Source organism: Xanthomonas sp. WHRI 7065 (assembly GCF_040203115.2).
GTDB classification, from domain to species: domain Bacteria; phylum Pseudomonadota; class Gammaproteobacteria; order Xanthomonadales; family Xanthomonadaceae; genus Xanthomonas; species Xanthomonas arboricola.
This window is the reverse complement of sequence record NZ_CP168194.1, coordinates 1,595,515-1,618,842: the sequence shown is the minus strand read 5'-3', so window position 1 is coordinate 1,618,842 and position 23,328 is coordinate 1,595,515. Positions and strand designations below refer to the sequence as shown.

The window sequence follows — 23,328 nt, the reverse complement described above, 5'->3', positions numbered from 1 at the left end:
ATCGCGCACTGGCTCGACTAGCGATTGCGATCTGCAGGCCTTGGCGCAGTGGTGCGTCGATGCGTGCCATTCCCATTCTCAGGATCTGCACACCGGCTTGGCCAGAGTTGCCGCATGCGCAACGGCAACGGACAACTTGGCGATCTGGTGGTGCTTGGCCCCGAAGGCCTGTATTGCCCGCAGGGCGACTTCCATATCGATCCCTGGCGACCGGTGCCGCGTGCGGTGATCACGCATGGGCATGGCGACCACGCACGCAGCGGCATGGGCGAATACCACTGCACGCACGAGAGCTTGCCAATCCTGCAGTGGCGCCTGGGCGAGCAGGTCTATCACACGCATGCCGACGGCGAAGCCTTCGACCTGGGACGCGCGCGGGTGTCGTTGCATCCGGCCGGGCATGTGCTCGGCTCGGCGCAGGTGCGCATCGAGGTGGATGGCGAAGTCTGGGTTGCATCGGGCGACTACAAGCGCCAGCACGATCCCACCTGCAAGCCGTTCGAAGTGGTGCCCTGCGACACCTTCATCACCGAGGCGACCTTCGGGCTGCCGGTGTATCGCTGGCCGGATACCGCCGATGTCGCGGCCGACATCGTCGCCTGGCGCCACGAATGCGCCGAACGTGGCGAGGCCGCCATTCTGTATTGCTATGCCTTGGGCAAGGCGCAACGCGTATTGGCGGAATTGCGCGCCTGGGATACGCAACCAGCCTTGCTGCATGGCGCGATCGCAGTGGGCGTGGAGGTGTATCGCCAGGCCGGCATCCCGATGCTGGACACCCAACCGGTCAGCGAACACGCGCGTGGCGCCGACTATGCCGGGCAATTGGTCCTGGCGCCGCCATCGGCGGCCGGCAGCGCCTGGATCCGTCGCTTCCGGCACGCGCAACAGGGTTTCGCATCGGGCTGGATGCGCATTCGCGGCAATCGCCGCCGACGCAATTACGACCGCGGTTTTGTGGTGTCCGATCATGCCGACTGGCCGGACCTGCTGCGTACCATCGAAGACACCGGCGCACGGCGGGTGATCGCTACCCACGGCAACACCGATGCCCTGATCCAGCACCTGCTGGAACGCGGCGTCGCTGCCGAAGCCTTCCGTACCGATTTCGGAGCCGAGGAATGAACCCCTTGCCCGCACGTCGTTATGCGCGCGCGCGCCCACGGATCCGCTTGACCGGCGCACTCGCGTTCCGTCGCCACGCATTGGCATTTCGCGTGCATCGCGCACTGCCGGCGGCGGCGATCGGGCCGCCACGGCCCTACCGGCGCCCGCGTTGTCTGGGCGCATTTACGCGGCGCGCGCTGGAGCTGCGTGCTGCCGACAACCGCACCAAGCTGCAGGGCCCGGCGTGAAGCGATTTGCCGCGTTGTACCGCACCCTGGATCGCAGCACCGGCACGCTCGACAAGCGTGCGGCCTTGGTCGCGTATTTCCGCAGTGCGCCGCCGTTCGATGCGGCGTGGGCGCTGTACCTGCTGGCCGGTGGCAAGGTAGCCAGCACGCGCATGCGCATCGCCAGCAGCGGCGAACTGCGCGAATGGATCACCGACACCGCCGGCATCGCCGACTGGCTGGTCGCCGACAGCTACGACCATGTCGGCGATCTGGCCGAGACCCTGGCCTTGTTGCTGGACGACCCGATCACCGAGGCGGCCGATCTGCCGTTGGCCGAGTGGATCGAACAGCGGTTGCTGCCGATCGCCAACCAGGACGTGGAGGTGCGCAAGGCCTGCATCGTGCAGGCGTGGCGCAGCCTGGCCTTCGACGAGCGCCTGGTGTTCAACAAACTGCTCACCGGCGCCCTGCGCGTGGGGGTATCGCAGCGACTGGTGCAGCAGGCGCTGGCGGAGATGTCCGGGATAGAGATCGCGCGCATTGCACAGCGCATGCTCGGCAGCTGGCGGCCGCATCCGGGCTATCTGGCAACCCTGCTGACTGCCGAGGAACTGCCCGGCGATCGTCAGCAGCCCTACCCGTTCTTTCTCGCCTCGCCACTCGAAGCCGAGGTCGAAACGCTGGGCGCGGTCGATAACTGGTTGCTGGAATGGAAGTGGGACGGCATTCGCCTGCAGCTGATTCGGCGCGCTGGCGAAGCGGCGTTGTGGTCGCGTGGCGAGGAACGTCTGGATGGCCGTTTCCCGGAGATCGAACAGGCCGCGCTGCAGTTGCCCGACGGCACGGTCATCGATGGCGAGCTGCTGGCCTGGCAACCGGAACAGTCCTTGCCGATGCCGTTCACCGCCTTGCAGACGCGCATCCAGCGGCTCAAGCCCGGGCCGAAGACATTGGCGGCGGCACCGGCGCGCGTGGTCGCTTACGACTTGCTAGAACTCGATGGCGAGGATTTGCGCGAGCGCCCCTTGCAGGAGCGTCGCGCATTGCTGGAAGGCGTGCTGAGCACGCTCGCCGACCCGCGCATCGTCGCCTCGCCGCTGGTGCAGGCCGGCGACTGGCAGGCGGCCGCGCAGCTGCGCCTGGATGCGCGCGAGCGCGGCGTGGAAGGGTTGATGCTCAAGCGCGCCAGCTCCAGCTACCAGTCCGGCCGCCGCCGCGGCGACTGGTGGAAATGGAAGATCGACCCGCTCACCATCGATGCGGTGCTGCTGTACGCGCAGGCCGGCCATGGCCGCCGCAGCACGCTGTATACCGACTACACCTTCGGGCTGTGGCACGAGGGCCAGCTGGTGCCGATCGCCAAGGCCTACTCGGGGCTGGACGACAAGGAAATCCTGCAACTGGATCGCTGGATCCGCGCCAACACCACCGAACGCTTCGGCCCGGTGCGTGCGGTAACCGCGCACCATGTCTTCGAACTGGGGTTCGAAGCGGTCAACCGCAGCGCGCGGCACAAGTCCGGTATTGCGGTGCGCTTCCCGCGCATCCTGCGCTGGCGACAGGACAAGCCGATGAGCGAGGCCGACCACCTGAGCAGCCTGCAGGCGCTGGCACGGTGAGTGCTGCGGCGCAGACACGCGGCACGCCCTTGCAAGAATGGCGTGCCTGGTTCGCGCAGCGCGGTTGGGCGCCGTTGCCGTTTCAACGCGATGTGTGGAAGCGCTATCTCGCTGGCGAGTCCGGCTTGCTGCATACGCCTACCGGCAGCGGCAAGACGCTGGCAGCCTTCGGTGGGCCGCTGCTGGAGGCCTTGTCTACGCGTGGACGCAAGCCGGCGAGCAAGCCCGCCACGGCCACGCGACGCCAACAGCAGCGCACGCTGCAGGTGCTGTGGATCACGCCCCTGCGCGCACTCGCCGCCGATACCGCACGCGCGCTGCGCGAGCCGGTGGAGGCCCTGGGGCTGGATTGGCAGGTAGGCCTGCGTACCGGCGATGCCAGCGCGCGCGACAAGCGGCTGGCGCGCAGCGGCAAGCTCGATGTGCTGGTCACCACGCCCGAATCGCTGGCCTTGCTGTTGTCGTATCCCGACACCGCGCCGCAGCTGTCGGCGCTGCGCTGCGTGATCGTCGACGAATGGCATGAGCTGCTCGGCAACAAGCGCGGCGTGCTGCTGCAGCTGTGCCTTGCGCGGCTGCGTGGCTGGGCGCCGGAGCTGCGCATCTGGGGCCTGTCGGCAACGCTGGGCAACCTGGCGCAGGCGCGCGACGTGCTGTTGCCGCATCGCCCCGATGCTGCGCTGGTGTCGGGCGTCAAACCCCGCGCGATGACCCTGGAGACGCTGTTGCCCGACAGCGGCGAGCGCTTTCCGTGGGCTGGGCATCTGGGTCTGGCGCAACTGGCGCGCGTGCTGCAGAAGATCATGCAGCAGCGCACCAGCCTGGTGTTCACCAATACGCGCGCCCAGGCCGAGTTGTGGCATCAGGCCTTGAGTGCGGTGTGGCCGGACGATCTGGCCACGCTCGCGTTGCATCACGGCTCGCTGGACCCGTCCTTGCGCGCGGCGGCCGAACAAGGCCTGCGCGACGGCAGCCTGCGTTGCGTGGTCGCCACCTCCAGCCTGGACCTGGGCGTGGATTTCCCCGCTGTCGATCAGGTGCTGCAGGTCGGCAGTCCCAAGGGCATTGCGCGCCTGCTGCAACGTGCCGGCCGCGCACGCCATCGTCCGGGCGAATCCGGGCATGTGGTGTGCGTGCCCTCGCATGCGCTGGAACTGGTGGAATACGCCGCTGCGCGGCGCGCCATCATGCATGGCCAGATCGAGGCACGGCCGCCACCGCGCCTGTCGCTGGACGTGTTGGCGCAGCACTGTGTGACTCTGGCATTGGGTGGCGGTTTTCAGGCCGATGCCTTGTTCGAGCAGGTGCGCGGCACCGATGCGTTTGCGGCGCTGGACCACGCCACCTGGCAGGCGGTGCTGGACTTCATCGTGCAGGGCGGCAGCGCGCTGGCGCATTACCCCGATTTCCACAAGGTCGTGCGCGACGAGGAAGGCGTGTACCGGGTCATCGACCGGCGCGTCGCGCTGCGGCACCGCCTGTCCATCGGCACGATCACCAGCGACGGCAGCGTGCGCGTGCAGTTCCTGCGCGGCGGCCGCCTGGGCGCGGTGGAAGAGCAGTTCGTCGGCCGCCTGCGCCGTGGCGATCGGTTTCAGTTTGCCGGCCGTTTGCTGGAGCTGGTGCGGCTGGAAGACATGACCGCCTACGTGCGCGTGGCCAAGGGTGGCAGCGGCGTGGTGCCCAAATGGATGGGCGGGCGCATGCCGTTGTCGTCGGCCCTGGGGCGCGAGGTCGAAGCGGTGTTTGCCGATCCCGGCGATGCGCCGGAAATGCAGGCGCTGGCGCCGTTGCTGCGCCTGCAGGCCTCGCTGTCCTCGCTGCCCGGCCCGGATCATTTAGTGGTGGAAAGCATCAAGGCGCGCGATGGCCGGCACGTGTTCGTGTATCCGTTCGCCGGCCGCCAGGTCAACGAAGGGCTGGCCGCGTTGCTGGCAGCGCGCTGGGGCCGGCGTCAGCGCAATACCTTCAGTTTTGCTGCCAACGATTACGGATTCGTACTGTCACCGGCGCAGGATGTGGAACTCGATGCGAGCATCCTGCAGGCGCTGCTGTCGCCGGAGGGCCTGTTTGCCGATCTGCGCGACAGCCTCAACCTGGGCGAACTGGCACGCCGCCAGTTCCGCGAGATCGCGCGCGTGGCCGGCTTGCTGTCGCCATCGCTGCCCGGCCGTGCACCACGCAGCCTGCGTCAGCTGCAGGCCTCCAGCGGATTGCTGTACGACGTGTTGCAACGTTTCGATCCCGATCACCTGCTGCTTGCCCAGGCCGAGCGCGAAGTGTTCGAAGGCCAGCTCGAACTGGCGCGGCTTGCACATGCACTGGAAGATTGCGCGCGGCGCGAACTGCGCCTGTGCAAACCGCGCAGCCTCACCCCATTGTCGTTTCCATTATGGGCCGAACGCGTGCGCGGCCAACTGAGTACCGAAGACTGGAAGGCCCGCGTGCTGCGCGCTGCCGAACAACTGGAGCGTAAACATGGGCGATAGCGTGCAACTGCAGCTGGCCGGCGAAACAGTGGAACTGCTGGGCGAACGCGCGCTGTATCGACCGGCGCAACGCGCCTTGCTGATCGCCGACCTGCATCTGGGCAAGGCCGATGTGTTCCGTCGCGCCGGCATCGGCATGCCGGCCGGCGGCACTGCGCACGATCTGGAGCGGCTGGATGCGCTGCTGCAACAGCGCACGGTGGACGCGTTATGGGTCCTCGGCGACCTGCTGCACGGCCCCGTACCGCGCGCGGCCTGGCACCGCCGCTGGAGCGCATGGCGCGAGCATCACTGCGCGTTGCGCGTGATCGCCATCCGCGGCAATCACGACCGCGCATTGGCAGGCGCCGATCTGCACATCGAAGCGGCCGGCGAACAGGTCGAAGATGGCCCCTTCGTGCTGCGCCACGATCCGCTGCCGCATCCGACCGGGCATGTGCTGTGCGGGCACCTGCATCCACTTGCCGCGCTGCCCGGCATGTCGCGTCGCTGGCCGGCGTTCTGGTTGCGCGAGCGCGTCACCATCCTGCCGGCCTTCTCGCATTTCACCGCGGGTATCGTGCCAACGCTGATCGAGGGCGAGCGCCTGGTCGCCTGCGTGGAAGACGATGCGCTGGCATTGCCGGTGCGTTAGCGGGCGCAACCCTACCTGGGCCGGCGCTTCTTCTAAGCGGCAGCTTCGGCCTTATTGACGGCAACACGCGGCACCGGTTGCGCCAACGCGTCCACAAAGTCCGGCGCCAGCGCCAGCTTGCCGAACCAGCCGTGCTGGGTACCGCTGAGCACGCGCAACATATGTCCGCGTCCGCCGGGCACGCGTCCCATCGGGCGCAGCAGCAGATCGCGCCCGTGCGCCCAGAGATCGCGCTCGGATTGGAACAACGGCGTCAGCCAACGGCTCCAGCGGTGATAGATCGCCACATGCGCCTGTCGCTCGCGCTGATAGTGCTGCAATGCCGCATCCAGATCGGCGCCGACCCGCAGGGCATCGCGCATCGCCAACGCATCCAGCAGCGCCATGTTGACGCCCTGCCCCAGCTGCGGACTCATCGCATGCGCGGCATCGCCGGCTAGCACGAAGCGGCCGCGATGCCAGCGCGTGACCACCGCATCGCGATAACTCGCACGCGCCAATGCACCATGCACTTGCACGGTCTCCAGACGTGCATGTGCATCCGGCCACATCTGCGCAATCTCCTGCCGCCATGCGGCAATGCCGCGCTGTTCCCACGCGGCAAAATCGCTGCACGGCAGGCTCCAGAAAAAACTCAGCCGCGGGGTGGCGTCGCCCGGGCGCGTGCCCACCGGCAGCAGGCCGATCATCTTGCGCGCGCCGATATAGCGCTGGCGCAACTCATCGACAAACGGCCAGTCATCGCGTGGCAGCAGGCACCACAGCGCACCCCACGGATACATCCGATCCAGCCGCGTGCCCTGCGCCTGCGCGCGCAAGCTCGATGCAGATCCATCGGCGGCGATGATCAGATCGTAGGGGCCGTGCCAGTGCCCGCGCTGATCCTGCACGCGCGCGCCGTCGTGATCGATCGCGGTGATCTGGGTATCCACATGCAACTGCGCGTAATCTGGCCAGGCCTCGCGCAACAGCGTAAACAAGGCGCCGCGCTGCATCCCCAGGCCCATCAGCCGCGCATCCAGATCGCGGTACTGCATGTCCATCACCGCGCGTCCGCACGGTGTTTCGCCATACAGCCGGCGCACCGGTGCGCCATGCGCGAGCGCCTGTGGCAGCAAGCCCATCTTCCACAGCACCTGCAACCCGCTGGGCTGCAGCAGGAAGCCCGCTCCCACCGGCCCGGGCGTGGCGGCACGTTCGAACACGTCCAGCCGGTGCCCGTCGGCGCCCAGCAGCACGGCCAGTGCCTGCCCCGCCGTTCCATAACCCACTACCGCAATGCGCAATGCTCGCTGCATGTCCTTCGCTCCCTGGACGGCACAGACCCCGCATGGGCCGATGCAAAAAAAACCCCGCCGTGGCGGGGTTCTTCAACCGCACAATCGAGTCACATCACTCGACCGGCGTGATGTTCGAAGCCTGGGCACCCTTGGGGCCCTGGGTCACGTCATAACTGACGCGCTGGCCTTCCTGCAGGCTGCGGAAGCCCTTGGAGTTGATCGCGGAGAAGTGCGCGAAGACATCGGCGCTGCCGTCCTCCGGTGAGATGAAGCCAAATCCCTTGGCGTCGTTGAACCACTTGACGGTACCGTTCGGCATGGTGATGCGAGACCTTTGCAATAATTAATGGGTGGTGTACGGCGATGCGTACGCGCCGAGTATGCAAAGCTTATGCCCTGATGACAATCACCCGCGTGCAAGTTCGCCGATCAGCTCCGGCAATCCGGACGAAGCGGCATCGACGTTGGCCAACACCTCCGCCATGGTGATCTCCTGCGCGTCGCCACAGCCGGCCGCCCAGTTGGCCACGATCGCCAAGCATGCATATTCCAGGCCTTTTTCGCGTGCAAGAGCTGCTTCGGGCATGCCGGTCATGCCGACCAGATCGCAGCCGTCGCGACGCATGCGGGCGATCTCTGCAATCGTTTCCAGTCGTGGTCCCTGGGTTGCGCCGTAGCATCCGCCGGCGACCATCGTGACGCCGGTCACCTTGGCGGCGGCGATGACCTTGCTGCGGAACATCGGCGAATACGGATGGCCGAAATCCACGTGCTGCACCTCGCTGCCCGGCTCTTCGCAGAAGGTGGACACGCGGCCCCAGGTGTAATCGATCAGCTGATCCGGGCACGCCAGCACGCGCGGGCCGAACTGCTCGGTAATGCCGCCTACGGTGTTAAGCGCCAGCACCCGCTCCGCACCGATTTGCTGCAGCGCAGCGATGTTTGCGCGGTAATTCACCTTATGCGGCGGCAGCGAATGGCCTTCGCCATGGCGCGCCAGGAATGCCACGCGGTGGCCCAGCAACATGCCCACGCGAATCGGGCCGGAGGGCGCGCCATACGGTGTTTCGATGTCGTGCGTCTGCACCTGATCCAGCTGTGCGAGCTTGTAGACGCCGGTGCCGCCGATGACGGCCAATGCGATGGAAGTGGAGGACACAAGCAACCTCTGCAACGAAAGACAGGATGGTGACGCGCAGGCCTGCGCGCCGGGCTGCCCGCAGCGACGCGGGCAAACTGCGGCAGTTACTGCTTCATCGCGTAGATGGCGGGAATGCCGCGCAGCTGCTCGTTGACATCCATGCCGAAGCCGAACACGTAACGGTCGGCCACTTCCACGCCGACATAGTCGGCGGCCACGCCAGGCACGCAGCGGTCGTGACGCTTGACAGTCAACACCGCCACACGCACGTCGGTGGCGCCCTGCTCCAGGCACCACTGGCGCACGCCCTGCAGCGTGTAGCCCTCGTCGAGGATGTCGTCGACCAGGATCACCCGGCGACCGAACAGCGCAGTGGCCGGACGGTGCTTCCACACCAGCTCCCCGCCGGTGGTTTCGCCGCGGTAACGGGTGGCATGCAGGTAATCGAACTGCAGGTCCTGGCCGCGTGCGCCCAGCTCCAGCGCCAGTTGGCCGGAGAACGGCAACGCGCCGTGCATGATGGTGAGATACACCGGCACTTCGCCGGCATAGTCGCGCGCGATCGCGTCGGCAATGCTGGCGACCGCCGCATCGATGGCAGGACGGTCGACCAGCAGATCGGCTTGGGCCAGGGCCTGGGAAATGGTGAGCGTGGACATCAGGCAGTTGTTCCGAAAGAGGCGGAAAGGGGAGTGGTGAATGAGGCGTCGGAGCCGGCGAGCAGGCCATCCCAGCCCAGCGCGCCGCGGCCGATCAGGCCGATCAATGCTGCGGTATTGAGGCTGCGGCCCTGCACGGCCTGCAGCGATTCGTCGACCAGTTCCGGGTGGCAGACCAGCACCACGTCACAGCCGGCATCCAGGTGCGCATGCACCCGGCCGGCCACCCCGCCGGCGCTGAACGAGGCGGCCATGCCGATGTCGTCGGAGAACACCACGCCGCGAAAGCCCAGCTGCCCGCGCAGGATCTGCTCGATCCAGCGCGGCGAATAGCCGGCCGGTTCCGGGGCGACCTGCGGGTAGACCACGTGCGCCATCATCACCGCGTCGGCACCGGCCTCGATGCCGGCCATAAACGGCAGCAGATCTTCGGCCAGCAGGACCTCCAGCGGACGCGGGTCGCTGGCATGGTCGACGTGGGTGTCTTCCAGCACGGTGCCGTGGCCGGGGAAATGCTTGAGCGTGGCGGCCATGCCGGCACCGTGCAGCGCCTGCACATAGGCGCGGGTGAAGCTGGCCACGATCTGCGGATCATCGCTGAAGGCACGATCGCCGATGGCGCGGTTGCCACGGCCCAGATCCACCACCGGTGCGAAGCTCAGGTCCACGCCGCTGGCACGCACTTCGCTGGCCATCAGCTGCGCATGCGCGCGCGCCGCAGCGAGCGCGGCCTCCGGGTCCTGCGCATACTGCGCGCCGAAGCTCTGCAGCGGCGCCAGGGCGCTGTAGCCGTCGCGAAAGCGCTGTACGCGCCCGCCTTCCTGGTCCACGCAGATCAGCACCGGGCGCGGGGCGGCCGCGCGGATGGACGCGGACAGCTCGGCCACCTGCGTGCGCGAGGCGAAGTTGCGCTTGAACAGCACCACGCCGGCGACCGCGTCGTGCTGCAGCCAGTCGCGTTCCTGTGCGCTGAGTTCGGTACCGGCAACGCCGATCAGAAGCATGTTGGGGGACTCCCGGGCCAGGCGCCACGTTGGCGCAGCGCGGCATTGTCGCAGATGCGCGTTGCAGCGTCAGATCGCGCATTCAGGCAGGCCCATGTTTCGGGCCGTCTCGGCCCGGTCGCTGCGCTTCGGCTGCAGCTCAAAGCACCTCCAGATTCGCCCGCCAATGCGCGGCCTGCGCCTGCACCTGCTCCAGTACCTCCGGTGCCATGGCGTCGAGCTGCCGGTACGGCAGCGCCAGGCGCTCGTTGGCGCCCAGCAGCGTGCGCTGCCGCGCCAGGAAATCCCAGTACAGCGCGTTGTACGGGCAGGCCTGCGGGCCCACCCGTACCTTGCGCTGGTAGCGGCAGCCACCGCAGTAATCGCTCATGCGGTCGATATAGGCCGCGCCGCTGATATACGGCTTGCTGCCGAGCAGGCCGCCGTCGGCGAACTGGCTCATGCCGACCGTATTGGGCAGCTCCACCCACTCGAACGCATCGATGTAGATGCCCAGGTACCAGCGATGCAGGGCCTGCGGGTCCAGCCCCGCCAGCAGCGCGAAATTGCCGATCACCATCAGCCGCTGGATGTGGTGCGCATGCGCGTTGGCCAGCGAATTGCCGATCGCATCGGCCAGGCAGCGCATGCCGATCTGCCCATCCCAGAACCAGTGCGGCAGCGGCGCATGCTGGTCGAGCCGATTGGACAGCGCGTAACCGGGCATCTGCGACCAATACACGCCGCGCACGTACTCGCGCCAGCCCAGGATCTGGCGGATGAAGCCTTCCACCGATGCCAGCGGCGCATGCCCGTCATGCAGGGCCGCCTCCGCGCGCGCGATCACCTCGCGCGGATGCAGCAGCTTGACGTTGAGCGCGAACGACAGCAGCGAATGGAACAGCCGCGGGCTGCGCGTGCTCATCGCATCTTCGTAGCGACCAAAGTGTGGCAACGCATGCGTAACGAAGGCATCCAGGTGCCGCAAGGCTTCGTCGCGGTCCAGCGGCCACGGCAGCGCATCGGCATTCGGCGCACCGAAGCTGCGCACCCCGGCTGCCTCGATACAGCGCCACAGCGCGCGGTGATCGTGCGCTGCGCGCCACTCCTGCGGTGCGGGCGGATCGCCTGGCCATGGCGCACGGTTGTCGTGATCGAAATTCCAGCGTCCGCCTTCCGGCTCGCCTGCGGCATCAAGCAGGATCCGGTGCCGGCGGCGCATCTTTCGATAGAACACTTCCATGCGCCATTGGCCGCCAGCGCGAAAACACCCGGCCACCTCATCGCGCTCGGTCAGGAAGTGTTCGCTGTCGACCATGCGCGTGGCGAACGGCTGCCGCGCGCACCAGTGCTGCAATGCTTCGTCCAGCCGCCATTCGTCCGGCGCCTGGTACTCCAGCTGGCTGGCGCGGTAATGCGCGATCAGCGCGTCCAGATTGGCGGGAATCGATTGCCGATTGCTGGGGTTGTCGATGGCCACATAACGCACCCGATGACCGGCCTGCCGCAGGCGCGCGGCAAACGCGCGCATCGCCGCGAAGATCGCCAGGATCTTCTGCGCGTGGTGCAGCACGTAGTCGGTTTCCTCGCGCACTTCCATCAGCACGTAGACCACGCCCGCATCGGTGACATCGAACCAGCTGTGTTGCGGGTTGAGTTGATCGCCCAGGACCAGGCGCAGCGTGCGCGCAGCTGGCTGCGGGTGACGCTCGGATGTGGTCGCGTCGGGGTCGCTCATCTATGCCGGACGCGTGCACGCACACAAAGCATCGCAACGATCGAGGTCGCACGCGCGCGCGCACTGCATAGCGGCACATGGTCTGCCATGCCTGCGCGGCCCGTTTGCGTTGGCGAACGGCCTGGCGTGCAGACGCGTTCTGCATCGACACGCCAGCGCATTTCCCGCCGCGCATGCCACCGCATCACTCCTGCCCGCTGCAGGCGGCATCGCCGACACACACACGCGCAGCCAAGGCCACACCGCTTTGCCAGGCCCCTTCGACCTTGCCACCGGCCAACCAGTCGCCGCAGATGCCGATGCTCAGCGGCGCATCCCAGGCACAGCCGAGCTGCAAGGCGGGCTCAGTGCTGGCCACCGTCCAGCGATAGGCATCGCAGGACTGCGGCAGGGGCAGGCCAAGCGCGGCCAACGCGGGCAACACGCTGGCAATCACTGTTTCAGGCGTTGCGTCCAGATGCGCCCGACTCCAGTCGGCAGTGGCATGCAGCAGCCAGGTTTCCACGCCATCCCTGCCCGGCTTGCTGGCGTTGCGTGCCACCCAGCGCAACGGACCGGCGTTGACGAACAAGGCGTCGTACCCGGGGTCGACCGGCATGTCGAAACGCAGCACCACCGCCCAGGCCGGTAGCATCCGTGCGTTGGCGGCCGTCGTCGCCAGCGTGGGCGCGCTGTCCGCCAGCAATGCAGCTGCAAGCGGTGCCGGTACCGCCAGCAATACGGTGTCGAAGCGGCAGTTGCGTGTCGTTCCGTCTTCTGTCACCTCCAGTTGCCAGGTGTCGCCACTGCGCTGCAGCGATCGCACAGAGGCGCCCAACCGAACATTCAGGGGCGCCGCCAGCGCACGCGCCGGTGCGCCCATGTCCGGCACGCCGACAAAGCGCGTCAACCCGCCCTGCGACGCACGCATGTCGGCGCCATCCCAGCTGGCGACGCGCGCAGGCCAGACCGCCGCGTCACCGCGCGCGATCCATGCCTCCACCACCGCGGCAAACGCCGGGTCGCGGGCGGTGAAATACTGCGCGCCGTGATCGCACTGCCAGCCATTGCCGCCACAGCTGCGCATGCGTCCGCCGGGCAGGTCGCCCTGCTCGAACAACGTCACGGTCCATCCCGAAGCCTGCAGCCGTTGCGCGCAGGCAAGCCCGGCCAGCCCGGCGCCGATCACCGCAACCGTCTTCGATGGAGTGGGCCGCGTCATCTCGTCAGCGGCAGGCCGTTGCAACACGCCGCCGGCCGTTCACATCGCGCAGCCGTCCGGCCCGCAGGCATCGGGACCACCGATCGGCGCCGATTCGGCGGCCAGCTGCAACAGTGCCTGCGCAAAGCTCTCCGGCGGCTGCGCGCCCTGGATCAGGCTGCGTCCATCGATGACGAAACTGGGCACCGCACGGATTCCCAGCGCAGCGGCCTGCGCCAGTTGCGCCTCGACGGCAACGACGCCTTCGTCGGAGTCCAGCAGCGCGCGCACGCGGGCTTCGTCCAGACCGCCGGCGGCCCCGGCAGCCACCAGCGTTTCGGTCGCGCCCAGGTTTTGGCCTTCGGCAAAATGCGCATGGAACAGCGCTTCGATCACGGCCTGGACATCGCCCTCGCGGCTGGCCAGCCAGATCAGCCGATGCGCGCGCAATGTGCTGACCTGCACCTGCCCACGCCCGAAATCGAACGGCAGGCCTTCGGCGCGCGCAGTGGCCTGGGTCTGCGCCAGCATCTGCTCCACGCGCGCGGCACCGCCGAACTTCTGCGCCAGCGCATCACGCAGCGGGGTCGGCTCCAGGCCAGCATCGGGGTCCAGCTGAAACGCGTGGTAATGGATGTCCAGCGCCGGTGCCTGCGCACCGAACGCGGCCACCGCCTGCTCGAAACGGCGCTTGCCGATCCAGCACCAGGGGCAGACCACGTCAGACCAGATATCGATGCGCATGGGCGGGGAGTGGAGATTCGTCATTGGGGATTCGCAAAGCATAAACCCAATACCAAGGCAGGGATTGGGGAGTCGCGCCGCAATCAGCCCAAGTCCGACGCATCACTTTAGCTTTTACGAATCCCGAATGCCCGATCCCCAATCCCGACTTACAAATCCCCGCTCCAGTGCTTGAACGGATGCGAGGCCAGCGCCAGGTTGTAATAGCGCACATCGTCGGTGACTTCGGCGCCGATCCAGTCGGGTTTGGCGAAGGCCTCGTCGGCATGGCCGAGTTCGATTTCGGCCACCACCAGCCCGACGTTGTCGCCGAGAAATTCGTCCACTTCCCACACATGCCCCTGGTACTGGACCAGGTGCCGGCGCTTGTCGATCAGACCGCCGACACACAGCGCCAGCAGCGCACGCGCCTCGACCACCGGAATCGGATATTCGAACTCCTGCCGGGTATGCCCCACCTCACGCGATTTCAGATTGAGAAACGCGCTCTCGCCCTGAATGCGCACCCGCACCGACGCGTTCTGCGCACCGCTGCGTAATGCCGCCTGATCGTTGATATAGCCCTGCGCCATCGGGATCACCGCATGCGCGGCGCTGCGCCAGCCGTCGCCAGTCACGAGAAATTTACGTTCGATTTCAATGCCCATGTCCACAAGTATGGCGGGACCTGCTGAAAAATGCTGGCCGACGCAGCCTCGCGACCTCTACACTCCGCCCCCCTCTCATTCAAGGACAGAACGCCATGACAGGCAGCCGATACTCCACCATGCACATTGCGGCGCTCACTGCCGCATTGGTGTGCGCAACTGCCACAGCCGGCGCTGCTGCAGCCACGGTCTCGCTGGCCCAGGCGCAACAGGCACTGGATGCGGCCATCGCCGATGACATGGCAGCCGACCCGCAGACGCAGGGCGACGAGCTCATGTCCGCCATGTTTCGTCCGCGCTTGACCGCATTGACCGGCTGCCTGCCGGCTGTCGACGCCAAACCGGAGACGCTCGATTGCATCGTCACCGGCCAGGCCGGGCCCAGCGAAAGACACATGACGCTGCGGTTTGTCCCGAAAGGGAACGTGTGGGCGTTGCAGCACAGCGAGAAGGAAATGGAAGTCGCCGCGCCGGTACCGCCGCAGGATCGCGTGCAGGTGCTCCTGCGCGATGTCATCAGCCAGTTGCTTGTGCAGGAGAACGACGCGGCGATGCGCACGCGCATTCAAGACGCCGCGCGTACGGCGCAAGTCTCCGGTATCGAGCACTGCAAACTGGGCAGGGAGGCGCCAGTGGTCGAGTGCGACGTCATCGTTGAGGCCGAAGGCAAACGCGGCACGCGGCCGATGGCCTTCGCGTTGGTCGACGGGCAGTGGCAGAACGCCATCGAAAAGAAAGACTAACAGCGGCTGACAAATTACTGCGCAATCGCGAAGCGGGCGACGGGTAACCGACGCCCGGAACATAAAGGCCTAGCGCTCAAACACCGCGATACTTTCCACATGCGCAGTATGCGGAAACATATCCATCGCGCCGGCGGCCTTGAGCGTGAAGCCCTGCTCGTTGACCAGGTAGCCGGCGTCGCGCGCCAGCGAGCCGGGGTGGCAGCTCACATAGACGATGCGCTCGAACTTTTTCAGCGGCAACTGCTGTAGCACTTCCAGCGCGCCCGAGCGCGGCGGGTCCAGCAGTAGCTTGTCGAAGCCCTGCCGCATCCACGTCGCATTGCGCTGGTCCTGGGTCAGGTCCGCCGCATGGAAATGCGCATTGGCCAAACCATTGCGCTGCGCGTTGTCCCTGGCGCGCGCCACCAGCCCGGCATCGCCCTCCACGCCGACCACTTCGCGCACACCGCGCGCCAGCGGCAGGGTGAAATTGCCCAGCCCGCAGAACAGATCCAGCACGCGATCGTCCGGCCCGGCGTCGAGCAATGCCAGCGCATGCGCGATCATCTTCTGGTTGAGCGAGGCGTTGACCTGGATGAAATCCAGCGGCCGGAACGCCAGCTCCACATCCCACTGCGGCAGGCGGAACGACAGCGGCACCTCCTGCGGCCATAGCGGATGCACGCTCTCCACACCACCGGGCTGCAGGAAGATCGCAAAGCCGTGCGCCTGCGCGAACGCGGTCAGCGCCTGCAGGTCGCGCTCGCTGAGCGGCTGCAGATGGCGGATGGTCAACACCACCGCATCGTCGCCGGCAATGAATTCGATCTGCGGGATATCGCGCTTGCCGTCCAGGCCTTCGACCAACGCCGCCAGCTGCGGAATCTTCTCGCCGATCTGCGGGATCACCGTGTAGCAGACCGACAGATCGGCCACGAAGCGCGGATCCAGCTCGCGAAAGCCCACCAGGGTCTTGTCCTTCTTTTCGACGCGACGGACCGAAAAGCGGCCCTTGCGCCGATAGCCCCAGGTATCGCCGACCAGTGCCGGCAGCACCGCCTGCGGTGTGACGTGTCCGATGCGCTCCAGGTTGTCCATCAGCACGCGCTGCTTGGCCACGATCTGCTGCGACTCGTCCAGATGCTGCAGCACGCAGCCGGCGCAGACGCCAAAATGCGGGCAGCGCGGGGTCACCCGCTGCGGCGACGCCTCCAGCACCTCCACCGTCCTTGCCTCGTCGAAATGCCGGCTGCGCGCGGTGGGTTCGGCACGCACCAGCTCACCGGGCAAGGCGCCACTGATGAAGGTGACTTTGCCGCCCTCGCCGTCGCGGCGGGCCACGCCGCGCCCGTCGTGGCTGAGGTCGGTGATCGCGGTCTGGAACGGAGTACGGTCGAAGCGGTTTCGGGTTCTAGCCACGTGGCGACGAGCTGCGGGCAAAAAGGGTGCGTATTGTCGCAGATGCGACCGATCGCGACCGCTTCGCGCGATGGACAATTGTCGCGCCCCGCAAACACAGGCACACTTCCGCTGCACGCGGCTGCTAGGACGCGGCATCGCTGACAAGGAGGCAGCATGAACATGGCGACACGCCAGGAACCCCAACCACGACTCTTGCTGGTAGAGGACGACCCGATCAGCCGTGGCTTTCTGCAGGCGGTGCTGGAAGGTCTTCCCGCCCATGTGGATTGCGCAGACTCGCTGTCTTCGGCGCTGGACCGCGCGCGCGCACGTCGCCACGACCTGTGGCTGATCGACGTCAATCTTCCCGATGGCACCGGCAGCGGCCTGCTGCGCGCTTTGCGCCTGCTGCACCCGGACGTGCCTGCACTGGCCCACACCGCGGACACCAATATGGCGATGCAACGCAGCCTGCAGTCCGATGGCTTTCTGGAAATGCTGGTCAAGCCACTGACCTCAGAGCGCCTGCTGCAGGCGGTGCGTCGCGGACTGGCGCGCGGCCGCTACAGCGTGGCGCCGGTGGGCGTGGTCGACATTGCCGCCAGCGATTGGGACGAAGCGGCGGCGCTCAGCGCGCTCAATGGCCAGCAACACCATCTCAACGCGCTGCGCGAATTGTTCCTGGCCGAGTTGCCGGGCACCCGCGACGCGGTGGATTCGGCCTTGCAGGTCAGCGACGATCAGGCACTGCGCGGCCATCTGCATCGACTGCAGGCCAGTTGCGGTTTTGTCGGCGCGGCGCGGCTTGCCGGCGCAGTGCGCCTACTGCGCGGCGACCCGCATTCCAGCACGGCGCAGACCCAGTTCCATGCGGCGGTGGCTGCACTGCTGCACTGAAGGAGGACTTCAGCGATGTCCCTGGGCCCGGCGCAGCGTTGGGGATCGGAACAGGCGACATGGAGCACCATGCATGACGATGGGTCCGCATGGAGTTCAACGCGCATCCGGCGACTGCTCGTAAGACTGGTAGACCTGCCTTGCGACCGTCAACGCCGCCGCGCCAGATCCTCAAGCATTTCCCAGGATTTCAACCCACGCCCACTCAGATGATGCAGCAGCACGCCCCGCATGCTGCGACGCAGGCCCGGCATGTCGTCGGCTGCGGGCATGACATCCTGGCCCAACGCCAGTAGCGCCGCACCGGTGACGGTGTCGCGCCGGTCCTGCGCCATCGCCTCGCTCAGTACGCGCAGCGCGCCTTCCTGCGGATCGAGCCGGTAACGCGCCGCCGGGTCGATCGGCTGGCCGTCGCGGTCGTGCTGCAGATCAAACGCAAAGCCCAGGCCATCGAGCACATCGCGCTCGAACTGGCGCAGCCCCCAGGCCAGCGGCAGGCCGGATGCCAGATGCGCACGCGCCTGTGCATAGCAATCGAACAGCTCGGGCACCGGGTCGTTACGCGGCGCCAGGCGCAGCAACAATTCACTGATATAGAAACCGGCCAGCATCGATTCGCCCGCCAGTCGGGGGGCGGTGTCCAGCGCCTCGGCCTGACGCAGCTGCGCCAGTTCGCCGCGTTGCACCGCGGTGAACTGGATCAGTTGCAGTGGCTGCAGCGCGGCCCGCAAGGCCTGCTTGCGTGGCCCGTGCACCCCGCGCGCCAATAGCCCGACCCGGCCATGCTGCTCGGTCAGCACTTCCACCAGAAGGCTGGTCTCGCGCCAGGCCCGCACATGCAGGATGAAACCGCGTTCGTGTTCGATCAGCATGGTCTGTTATGCGGCAAGGAGCGCGATTGCAGGACACAAGAGCGGCTACCGGCGATGACCGCCGTGAGGCGCTGCCGGCAGCGCAGCTGGTCCCAACCGTCGACGGCAGCAGCCGCAATGGCCAGGCGCGATCCGGTGCATGGAGACATCGCTTGCATCGCAGCTCCACGCCGTTGCCGGTTTAGGCGTTCGCATCGACAGGCTGCCAGCACGCCAGCAGCGCTGCGCCGGCTCAGGCGCCAGCCAGGGCCTCACTCGTATCCGAACGCCTTCAATGCCGCTTCGTCGTCCGACCAGCCTTCGCGCACGCGCACCCAGGTCTCCAGGAATACCTTGGCACCGAACAGGCGCTCCATCTGCAGGCGCGCCTTGCCGCCGATGTCCTTCAGGCGGGTACCGCCCTTGCCGATCACGATCGCCTTCTGGCCTTCGCGCTCGACCCAGATCACCGCGCCGATGCGCAGCAGCGCGCCATCTTCGGCAAAGCGTTCGATCTCCACGGTGGTGGCATACGGCAGTTCTTCGCCGAGCTGACGCATCAACTGCTCACGCACCAGTTCCCCGGCCAGAAAACGCTGGCTACGGTCGGTGATCTCGTCCTCGCCGAACATCGCTTCGGCCTCCGGTACCAGCTTGAGCAGGTCGCCGACCAGCGCCTCCAGGCCCTTGCGCTTGAGCGCGGACACCGGATGCACCGCAGCGAACGTGCGCCCCTCGCTGACCTGGGCAAGGAACGGGAACAACGCGGTCTTGTCCTTGAGCCGGTCGACCTTGTTGACCACCAGCACCACCGGCACTCCGGCGTCGCTCAGGACCTTGAAGGCCAGGGTGTCTTCGTCGTCCCAGCGGCCGGCTTCGATCACCAGCACTGCCGCGTCCACGCCTTCCAGCGAGCCGCGCGCAGCGCGGTTCATCACCCGGTTCATGGCGCGCTTCTGCTCGCGATGCAGTCCGGGCGTGTCGACCAGCACCAGCTGCCCCTCGGGGAAGGTGGCAATGCCCAGCAACCGATGGCGCGTGGTCTGCGGCCGGTTGGACACGATGCTGACCTTGGCGCCGACCAGGGCATTGGTCAGGGTGGACTTGCCGACATTGGGCCGGCCAATCACCGCAACGCTGCCGCTACGGTGGGGGGAAGAGGTTTCGCTCACGTGTTGGAATCCAGTTGTGCGATGACAAGGGTGGCCGCCTGTTGCTCGGCGAGGCGACGCGAGCTGCCCTGGCCTTCGGCGCGGGCGACGGGCTGTTCCAGGATGCAGGCAACATGAAACTGCTTGGCATGTTCGTCGCCGCTTTCGCTGATCAGCGCGTAAGTGGGCAATGGCAGCTGCCGCGCCTGCAGCCATTCCTGCAGCCGGGTCTTGGGGTCTTTTTCCGCCTTGCCCACCGGCAGCGCCGCCAGCGAGGGCTCGAACCACGGCAGCACCACCGCGCGGCAGCGTTCGAAGCCGCAGTCCAGATAGATCGCCGCGACGATCGCCTCGACCGCGTCGGCCAGGATCGAATCGCGTCGATGGCCGCCGGATTTCAGCTCGCCCGGCCCCAGCGTCAGCCGCTCGCCCAGGTTGAGGGTGCGGCCGATCACTGCCAGTGCCCCTTCGCGTACGAGTTCGGCACGCGCGCGGGTCAATGCACCTTCGTCGGCCTTGGGCCAGCGCTGATACAGGGCCTCGGCGACCAGCAGGTTGACGATGCCGTCGCCGAGGAATTCCAGTCGTTCGTTATGCGGTGTCCCGGCGCTGCGGTGCCGCAGCGCCTGGGCGAGCAATCCCGGATCGGCAAACGCATGCCCGATCGGATCGCCACGCTGGAAAGTCCTATTCGCCACCACGTCCCGTCATGTCCTGGGACGTCTCGAATTTACCGACGACATCCAGATTGCCGATCAATTCGCGGCGAACTTCGTAGTTGACCTTCATGCGCCAGCCACCGTCGACGCGCTCGAACTTGACGTCCTCTTTTTTGACGTTTTCCGAGTAGTTGATGTACAGCCGACGAAAGAACAGATCCTGCAACTTGGACGGATCCATGTTGGCGCTGTCGGGTTCCTTGGCCAGGCCTTTCATGGCCGTGCGCACCGAATAGTATTCCTGGTACATCGGAAACAGCTTCATTCCGATGTACAGCGCGAACCCCACTACCGCCAGCACCACCACGAACGACGTCAACGTCATACCGCTTTGCTTGCGCTTCATTGTGCTTCCCCCGGCACGCCGTGCGTGCATTACTGGATTCCGGTCCCGATCCGCGACGGATCGAAACTCCCCTTGCAGAACCACCCTTCGCAATTGAGCCAGATCAGGAATGCCTTGCCGCGCAGGTTGGCTTCCGGCAGGAAGTGCGTCTGGGTCCAGAACCGGCTGTCTTCGCTGTTGTCGCGATTATCCCCCATCACGAAATAGCTGTCCGCCGGCACGGTCCAGTCGCCCTGCCCGGCCGGCATGTTGCGATCGACCCACTCCAGCACCGTGTGGGTGCGGCCCGGCAAATCCTCGACCAGCAAGGTGGTGCCGGTCATCTCGGCGCCCTTGCCCTTGCCGATGTATTCGCCCTTGACCGTGTAGCGCATCGGCTTGTCGTTGATGTACAGCGTATCGCCGTGGAAGCCGATCTTGTCGCCCGGCAGACCCACCACGCGCTTGATCCAGTTCTGGTCCGGCGCATGCGGCGGCTTGAATACCACCACGTCACCACGCTTGGGCTCGCCGGTCGGGATGAACTTGGTATTGGTGATCGGCAGACGGAACCCGTAAGCGAACTTGTTGACCAGGATGAAATCGCCGATCAGCAGATTGGGCATCATCGAACTGGACGGAATCTTGTACGGCTCGGCGACGAAGCTGCGCAGGATCAACACCACCGCCAGCACCGGAAAGAAGGCGCGCGAGTAGTCGATGATGGCCGGCTCGCTGTCCAGCAGACCGGCGCGTGCCGCGCGGCGCTTGGCCAGGAACAGCTTGTCCAGCAGCCAGATGAAGCCGGTGCCCAGCGTCAACACAACCAGGGCAATTTCAAACCATTTCATTGATGTTCCTTCGGAACGGGATTTGGGATTGGAGATTGGGGATTCGCAAAAGCACGGGGCTGGCAAGTCGTTGCCAATCCCCAATCACGACTCCCGAATCCCTGCTACTTATCCATCTGCAAGACAGCCAGGAAGGCTTCCTGCGGAATCTCCACGCGGCCGACCTGCTTCATGCGCTTCTTGCCTTCCTTCTGCTTTTCGAGCAGCTTCTTCTTGCGCGAAACGTCGCCACCATAGCACTTGGCCAACACGTTCTTGCGCATCGCCTTGACCGTGGAGCGCGAGATGATTTGCGAGCCCACGGCGGCCTGGATCGCCACGTCGAACATCTGCCGCGGGATCAGATCCTTCATCTTTTCGCACAGTTCGCGGCCGCGCCGGTCGGCGTAGCTGCGGTGCACGATGATCGACAGCGCATCGACCTTGTCGCCATTGATCAGCGTATCCACACGCACGAACGGGCCGGCGTCGAAACGCAGGAAGTGGTAATCCAGCGAGGCGTAACCGCGCGAGACCGACTTGAGCTTGTCGAAGAAATCCAGCACCACTTCGGCCATCGGCAACTCGTAGCTGATCTGCACCTGGCTGCCCAGATAGTTGATACCGATCTGGGTGCCGCGCTTTTCTTCGCACAAGGTAATGATGTTGCCGACGTAATCGGGCGGGGTGAGGATGTTGGCGCGGATGATCGGCTCGCGGATCTCTTCCACGTTGTTGAGCGGCGGCAGCTTGGATGGATTGTCCATCGGGATGATGCTGCCGTCGGTCTTGAGCACCTCGTAGACCACGGTCGGCGCGGTCGAGATCAGGTTGAGGTTGTACTCGCGCTCCAGCCGCTCCTGCACGATCTCCATGTGCAGCATGCCAAGGAAGCCGCAGCGGAAGCCGAAGCCCATCGCTTCGGAGCTTTCCGGCTCGAAGCGCAGCGCCGCATCGTTCAGGCGCAGCTTGTCCAGCGCCTCGCGCAGATCCGGGTAATCCTCGGCATCAACCGGAAACAGGCCGGCGAACACGCGCGGCTGCATTTCCTGGAAACCGGGCAGCGCATGCGGCGCCGGGTCGGCCGCCAGGGTCAGCGTGTCGCCGACCGGTGCGCCATGCACGTCCTTGATCGAGGCATTGATCCAGCCCACTTCGCCAGCGCCCAGCGCGGCGAGCTCCTTGCGCTTGGGCGTGAACACGCCGACCTTGTCGACCAGATGGGTGCGGCCGGTGGACATCACCAGGATCTTGCTGCCCGGCTTGATCTCGCCCTGCATCACGCGCACCAGCGACACCACGCCCAGGTAATTGTCGAACCAGGAGTCGATGATCAGCGCTTGCAGTTTGTCGGTGTCGCGCGGCTTGGGCGGCGGAATCCGCTGCACGATCGCTTCCAGCACCAGATCGATGTTCAGACCGGTCTTGGCGCTGACCGCCACCGCGTCTTCGGCGTCGATGCCGATCACCGCCTCGATCTCGGCCTTGGCCCGCTCGATGTCGGCGGTCGGCAAGTCGATCTTGTTGAGCACCGGCACCACTTCCAGGCCCTGCTCCACCGCGGTGTAGCAATTGGCGACCGACTGCGCTTCCACGCCCTGGGCCGCATCCACTACCAGCAGCGCGCCTTCGCACGCAGCCAGCGAGCGGCTGACTTCGTAGGAGAAGTCCACATGCCCGGGAGTGTCAATGAAGTTCAGGTGGTAGACCTGCCCGTCCTTGGCCGTATACGGCAAGGACACCGACTGCGCCTTGATGGTGATGCCGCGTTCGCGCTCGATCGGGTTGGAGTCCAGGACCTGGGCCTCCATCTCGCGCGCCTGCAGGCCGCCGCAAAGCTGGATGATCCGGTCGGCCAGGGTGGATTTACCGTGGTCGACGTGGGCGATGATGGAGAAGTTGCGGATATTCCGCATTGAATCAGAGGACATTGAGGTGGGCGCCGGCGGTGCCGTCGTCAGGGTAACGCAGCATTATC

23 protein-coding genes are annotated in these 23,328 nt (G+C 66.3%); 7 read left to right on the top strand and 16 right to left on the bottom strand.

Annotated features, from left to right (window positions below; genetic code table 11):
* The first annotated feature begins 114 nt into the window (after nt 1-114).
* Genes ABQY64_RS06925 through pdeM form a run of 5 tightly spaced genes read left to right on the top strand, consistent with a single transcriptional unit; the run spans nt 115 to nt 6,079 of the window.
* Entirely contained in the window at nt 115-1,125 is a 1,011-nt protein-coding gene (locus ABQY64_RS06925) for a ligase-associated DNA damage response exonuclease (RefSeq protein WP_024938017.1), read from the top strand.
* Nucleotides 1,122-1,355 (top strand): hypothetical protein, encoded by a 234-nt coding sequence (locus ABQY64_RS06920; RefSeq protein WP_349779114.1) that lies wholly within the window; start codon nt 1,122-1,124, stop codon nt 1,353-1,355. Before ABQY64_RS06925 ends, ABQY64_RS06920 begins: the two co-directional genes overlap by 4 nt.
* Nucleotides 1,352-2,956 carry an ATP-dependent DNA ligase gene (locus ABQY64_RS06915; RefSeq protein WP_349779115.1) on the top strand — a complete coding sequence of 535 codons (1,605 nt, stop codon included), beginning with the start codon at nt 1,352-1,354 and terminating at the stop codon, nt 2,954-2,956. The genes ABQY64_RS06920 and ABQY64_RS06915 overlap by 4 nt, the downstream gene beginning before the upstream one ends.
* Nucleotides 2,953-5,445, top strand: a complete 2,493-nt coding sequence (locus ABQY64_RS06910) for a ligase-associated DNA damage response DEXH box helicase (RefSeq protein WP_349779116.1) — start codon at nt 2,953-2,955, stop codon at nt 5,443-5,445. Before ABQY64_RS06915 ends, ABQY64_RS06910 begins: the two co-directional genes overlap by 4 nt.
* Complete coding sequence (gene pdeM / locus ABQY64_RS06905; RefSeq protein WP_349779117.1) at nt 5,435-6,079, top strand: ligase-associated DNA damage response endonuclease PdeM; 645 nt, start codon at nt 5,435-5,437, stop codon at nt 6,077-6,079. The genes ABQY64_RS06910 and pdeM overlap by 11 nt, the downstream gene beginning before the upstream one ends.
* A gap of 32 nt (nt 6,080-6,111) precedes the next feature.
* Here pdeM and ABQY64_RS06900 read toward each other — a convergent pair whose 3' ends face one another.
* The 9 genes from ABQY64_RS06900 to ABQY64_RS06860 all read right to left on the bottom strand — a co-directional run bounded on the left by ABQY64_RS06900 (nt 6,112) and on the right by ABQY64_RS06860 (nt 14,451).
* A complete protein-coding gene (locus ABQY64_RS06900) occupies nt 6,112-7,377 on the bottom strand; it encodes an NAD(P)/FAD-dependent oxidoreductase (RefSeq protein WP_349779118.1) in 1,266 nt (421 codons plus the stop codon).
* A gap of 94 nt (nt 7,378-7,471) precedes the next feature.
* Nucleotides 7,472-7,678 carry a cold-shock protein gene (locus ABQY64_RS06895; RefSeq protein ID WP_003488188.1) on the bottom strand — a complete coding sequence of 69 codons (207 nt, stop codon included), beginning with the start codon at nt 7,676-7,678 and terminating at the stop codon, nt 7,472-7,474.
* A gap of 87 nt (nt 7,679-7,765) precedes the next feature.
* Nucleotides 7,766-8,518, bottom strand: coding sequence for an S-methyl-5'-thioinosine phosphorylase (locus ABQY64_RS06890; protein ID WP_065046540.1), 753 nt, complete (start codon nt 8,516-8,518; stop codon nt 7,766-7,768).
* Nucleotides 8,519-8,604: 86 nt separating this feature from the next.
* Entirely contained in the window at nt 8,605-9,159 is a 555-nt protein-coding gene (locus ABQY64_RS06885) for a hypoxanthine-guanine phosphoribosyltransferase (RefSeq protein WP_016903731.1), read from the bottom strand.
* Complete coding sequence (nagZ, locus tag ABQY64_RS06880; protein WP_024938024.1) at nt 9,159-10,163, bottom strand: beta-N-acetylhexosaminidase; 1,005 nt, start codon at nt 10,161-10,163, stop codon at nt 9,159-9,161. Before nagZ ends, ABQY64_RS06885 begins: the two co-directional genes overlap by 1 nt.
* A gap of 139 nt (nt 10,164-10,302) precedes the next feature.
* Nucleotides 10,303-11,880 (bottom strand): cryptochrome/photolyase family protein, encoded by a 1,578-nt coding sequence (locus ABQY64_RS06875; protein ID WP_349779119.1) that lies wholly within the window; start codon nt 11,878-11,880, stop codon nt 10,303-10,305.
* A 184-nt stretch (nt 11,881-12,064) separates the two neighbouring features.
* The gene (locus ABQY64_RS06870) at nt 12,065-13,105 is read right to left on the bottom strand and encodes an NAD(P)/FAD-dependent oxidoreductase (protein ID WP_374151360.1); all 1,041 of its coding nucleotides are present in this window, start codon (nt 13,103-13,105) and stop codon (nt 12,065-12,067) included.
* 15 nt (nt 13,106-13,120) lie between these two features.
* Nucleotides 13,121-13,804 (bottom strand): DsbA family oxidoreductase, encoded by a 684-nt coding sequence (locus ABQY64_RS06865; RefSeq protein WP_104600849.1) that lies wholly within the window; start codon nt 13,802-13,804, stop codon nt 13,121-13,123.
* Between the two features lie 149 nt (nt 13,805-13,953).
* On the bottom strand, nt 13,954-14,451 hold the full coding sequence (locus tag ABQY64_RS06860; RefSeq protein WP_104600850.1) for a CYTH domain-containing protein: 498 nt from the start codon (nt 14,449-14,451) through the stop codon (nt 13,954-13,956).
* Nucleotides 14,452-14,690: 239 nt separating this feature from the next.
* Here ABQY64_RS06860 and ABQY64_RS06855 point away from each other — a divergent pair, with 239 nt between their 5' ends.
* Nucleotides 14,691-15,194 (top strand): hypothetical protein, encoded by a 504-nt coding sequence (locus ABQY64_RS06855; RefSeq protein WP_349779121.1) that lies wholly within the window; start codon nt 14,691-14,693, stop codon nt 15,192-15,194.
* Between the two features lie 69 nt (nt 15,195-15,263).
* On the opposite strand, the gene rlmD is transcribed toward ABQY64_RS06855, so the two are convergent.
* Complete coding sequence (gene rlmD / locus ABQY64_RS06850) at nt 15,264-16,595, bottom strand: 23S rRNA (uracil(1939)-C(5))-methyltransferase RlmD (protein WP_349779122.1); 1,332 nt, start codon at nt 16,593-16,595, stop codon at nt 15,264-15,266.
* Between the two features lie 156 nt (nt 16,596-16,751).
* On the opposite strand from rlmD, the gene ABQY64_RS06845 reads away from it, so the two are divergent.
* Nucleotides 16,752-17,474, top strand: a complete 723-nt coding sequence (locus ABQY64_RS06845; RefSeq protein WP_039511488.1) for a response regulator — start codon at nt 16,752-16,754, stop codon at nt 17,472-17,474.
* A 149-nt stretch (nt 17,475-17,623) separates the two neighbouring features.
* Here the strand turns inward: ABQY64_RS06845 and recO are convergent, their stop codons facing one another.
* The 6 genes from recO to lepA form a co-directional block, all read right to left on the bottom strand.
* Nucleotides 17,624-18,346 (bottom strand): DNA repair protein RecO, encoded by a 723-nt coding sequence (recO, locus tag ABQY64_RS06840; protein ID WP_024938031.1) that lies wholly within the window; start codon nt 18,344-18,346, stop codon nt 17,624-17,626.
* 251 nt (nt 18,347-18,597) lie between these two features.
* Nucleotides 18,598-19,497: a GTPase Era gene (gene era / locus ABQY64_RS06835; RefSeq protein ID WP_024938032.1), complete on the bottom strand. Its 900-nt coding sequence runs from the start codon at nt 19,495-19,497 to the stop codon at nt 18,598-18,600.
* Nucleotides 19,494-20,174 carry a ribonuclease III gene (gene rnc / locus ABQY64_RS06830; protein ID WP_039511552.1) on the bottom strand — a complete coding sequence of 227 codons (681 nt, stop codon included), beginning with the start codon at nt 20,172-20,174 and terminating at the stop codon, nt 19,494-19,496. The genes era and rnc overlap by 4 nt, the downstream gene beginning before the upstream one ends.
* Nucleotides 20,164-20,571 (bottom strand): DUF4845 domain-containing protein, encoded by a 408-nt coding sequence (locus tag ABQY64_RS06825; RefSeq protein WP_024938034.1) that lies wholly within the window; start codon nt 20,569-20,571, stop codon nt 20,164-20,166. Before ABQY64_RS06825 ends, rnc begins: the two co-directional genes overlap by 11 nt.
* Entirely contained in the window at nt 20,571-21,371 is an 801-nt protein-coding gene (gene lepB, locus ABQY64_RS06820) for a signal peptidase I (RefSeq protein ID WP_011036465.1), read from the bottom strand. The genes ABQY64_RS06825 and lepB overlap by 1 nt, the downstream gene beginning before the upstream one ends.
* A gap of 104 nt (nt 21,372-21,475) precedes the next feature.
* Entirely contained in the window at nt 21,476-23,266 is a 1,791-nt protein-coding gene (gene lepA, locus ABQY64_RS06815; RefSeq protein WP_024938035.1) for a translation elongation factor 4, read from the bottom strand.
* Nucleotides 23,267-23,328: the final 62 nt, after the last annotated feature.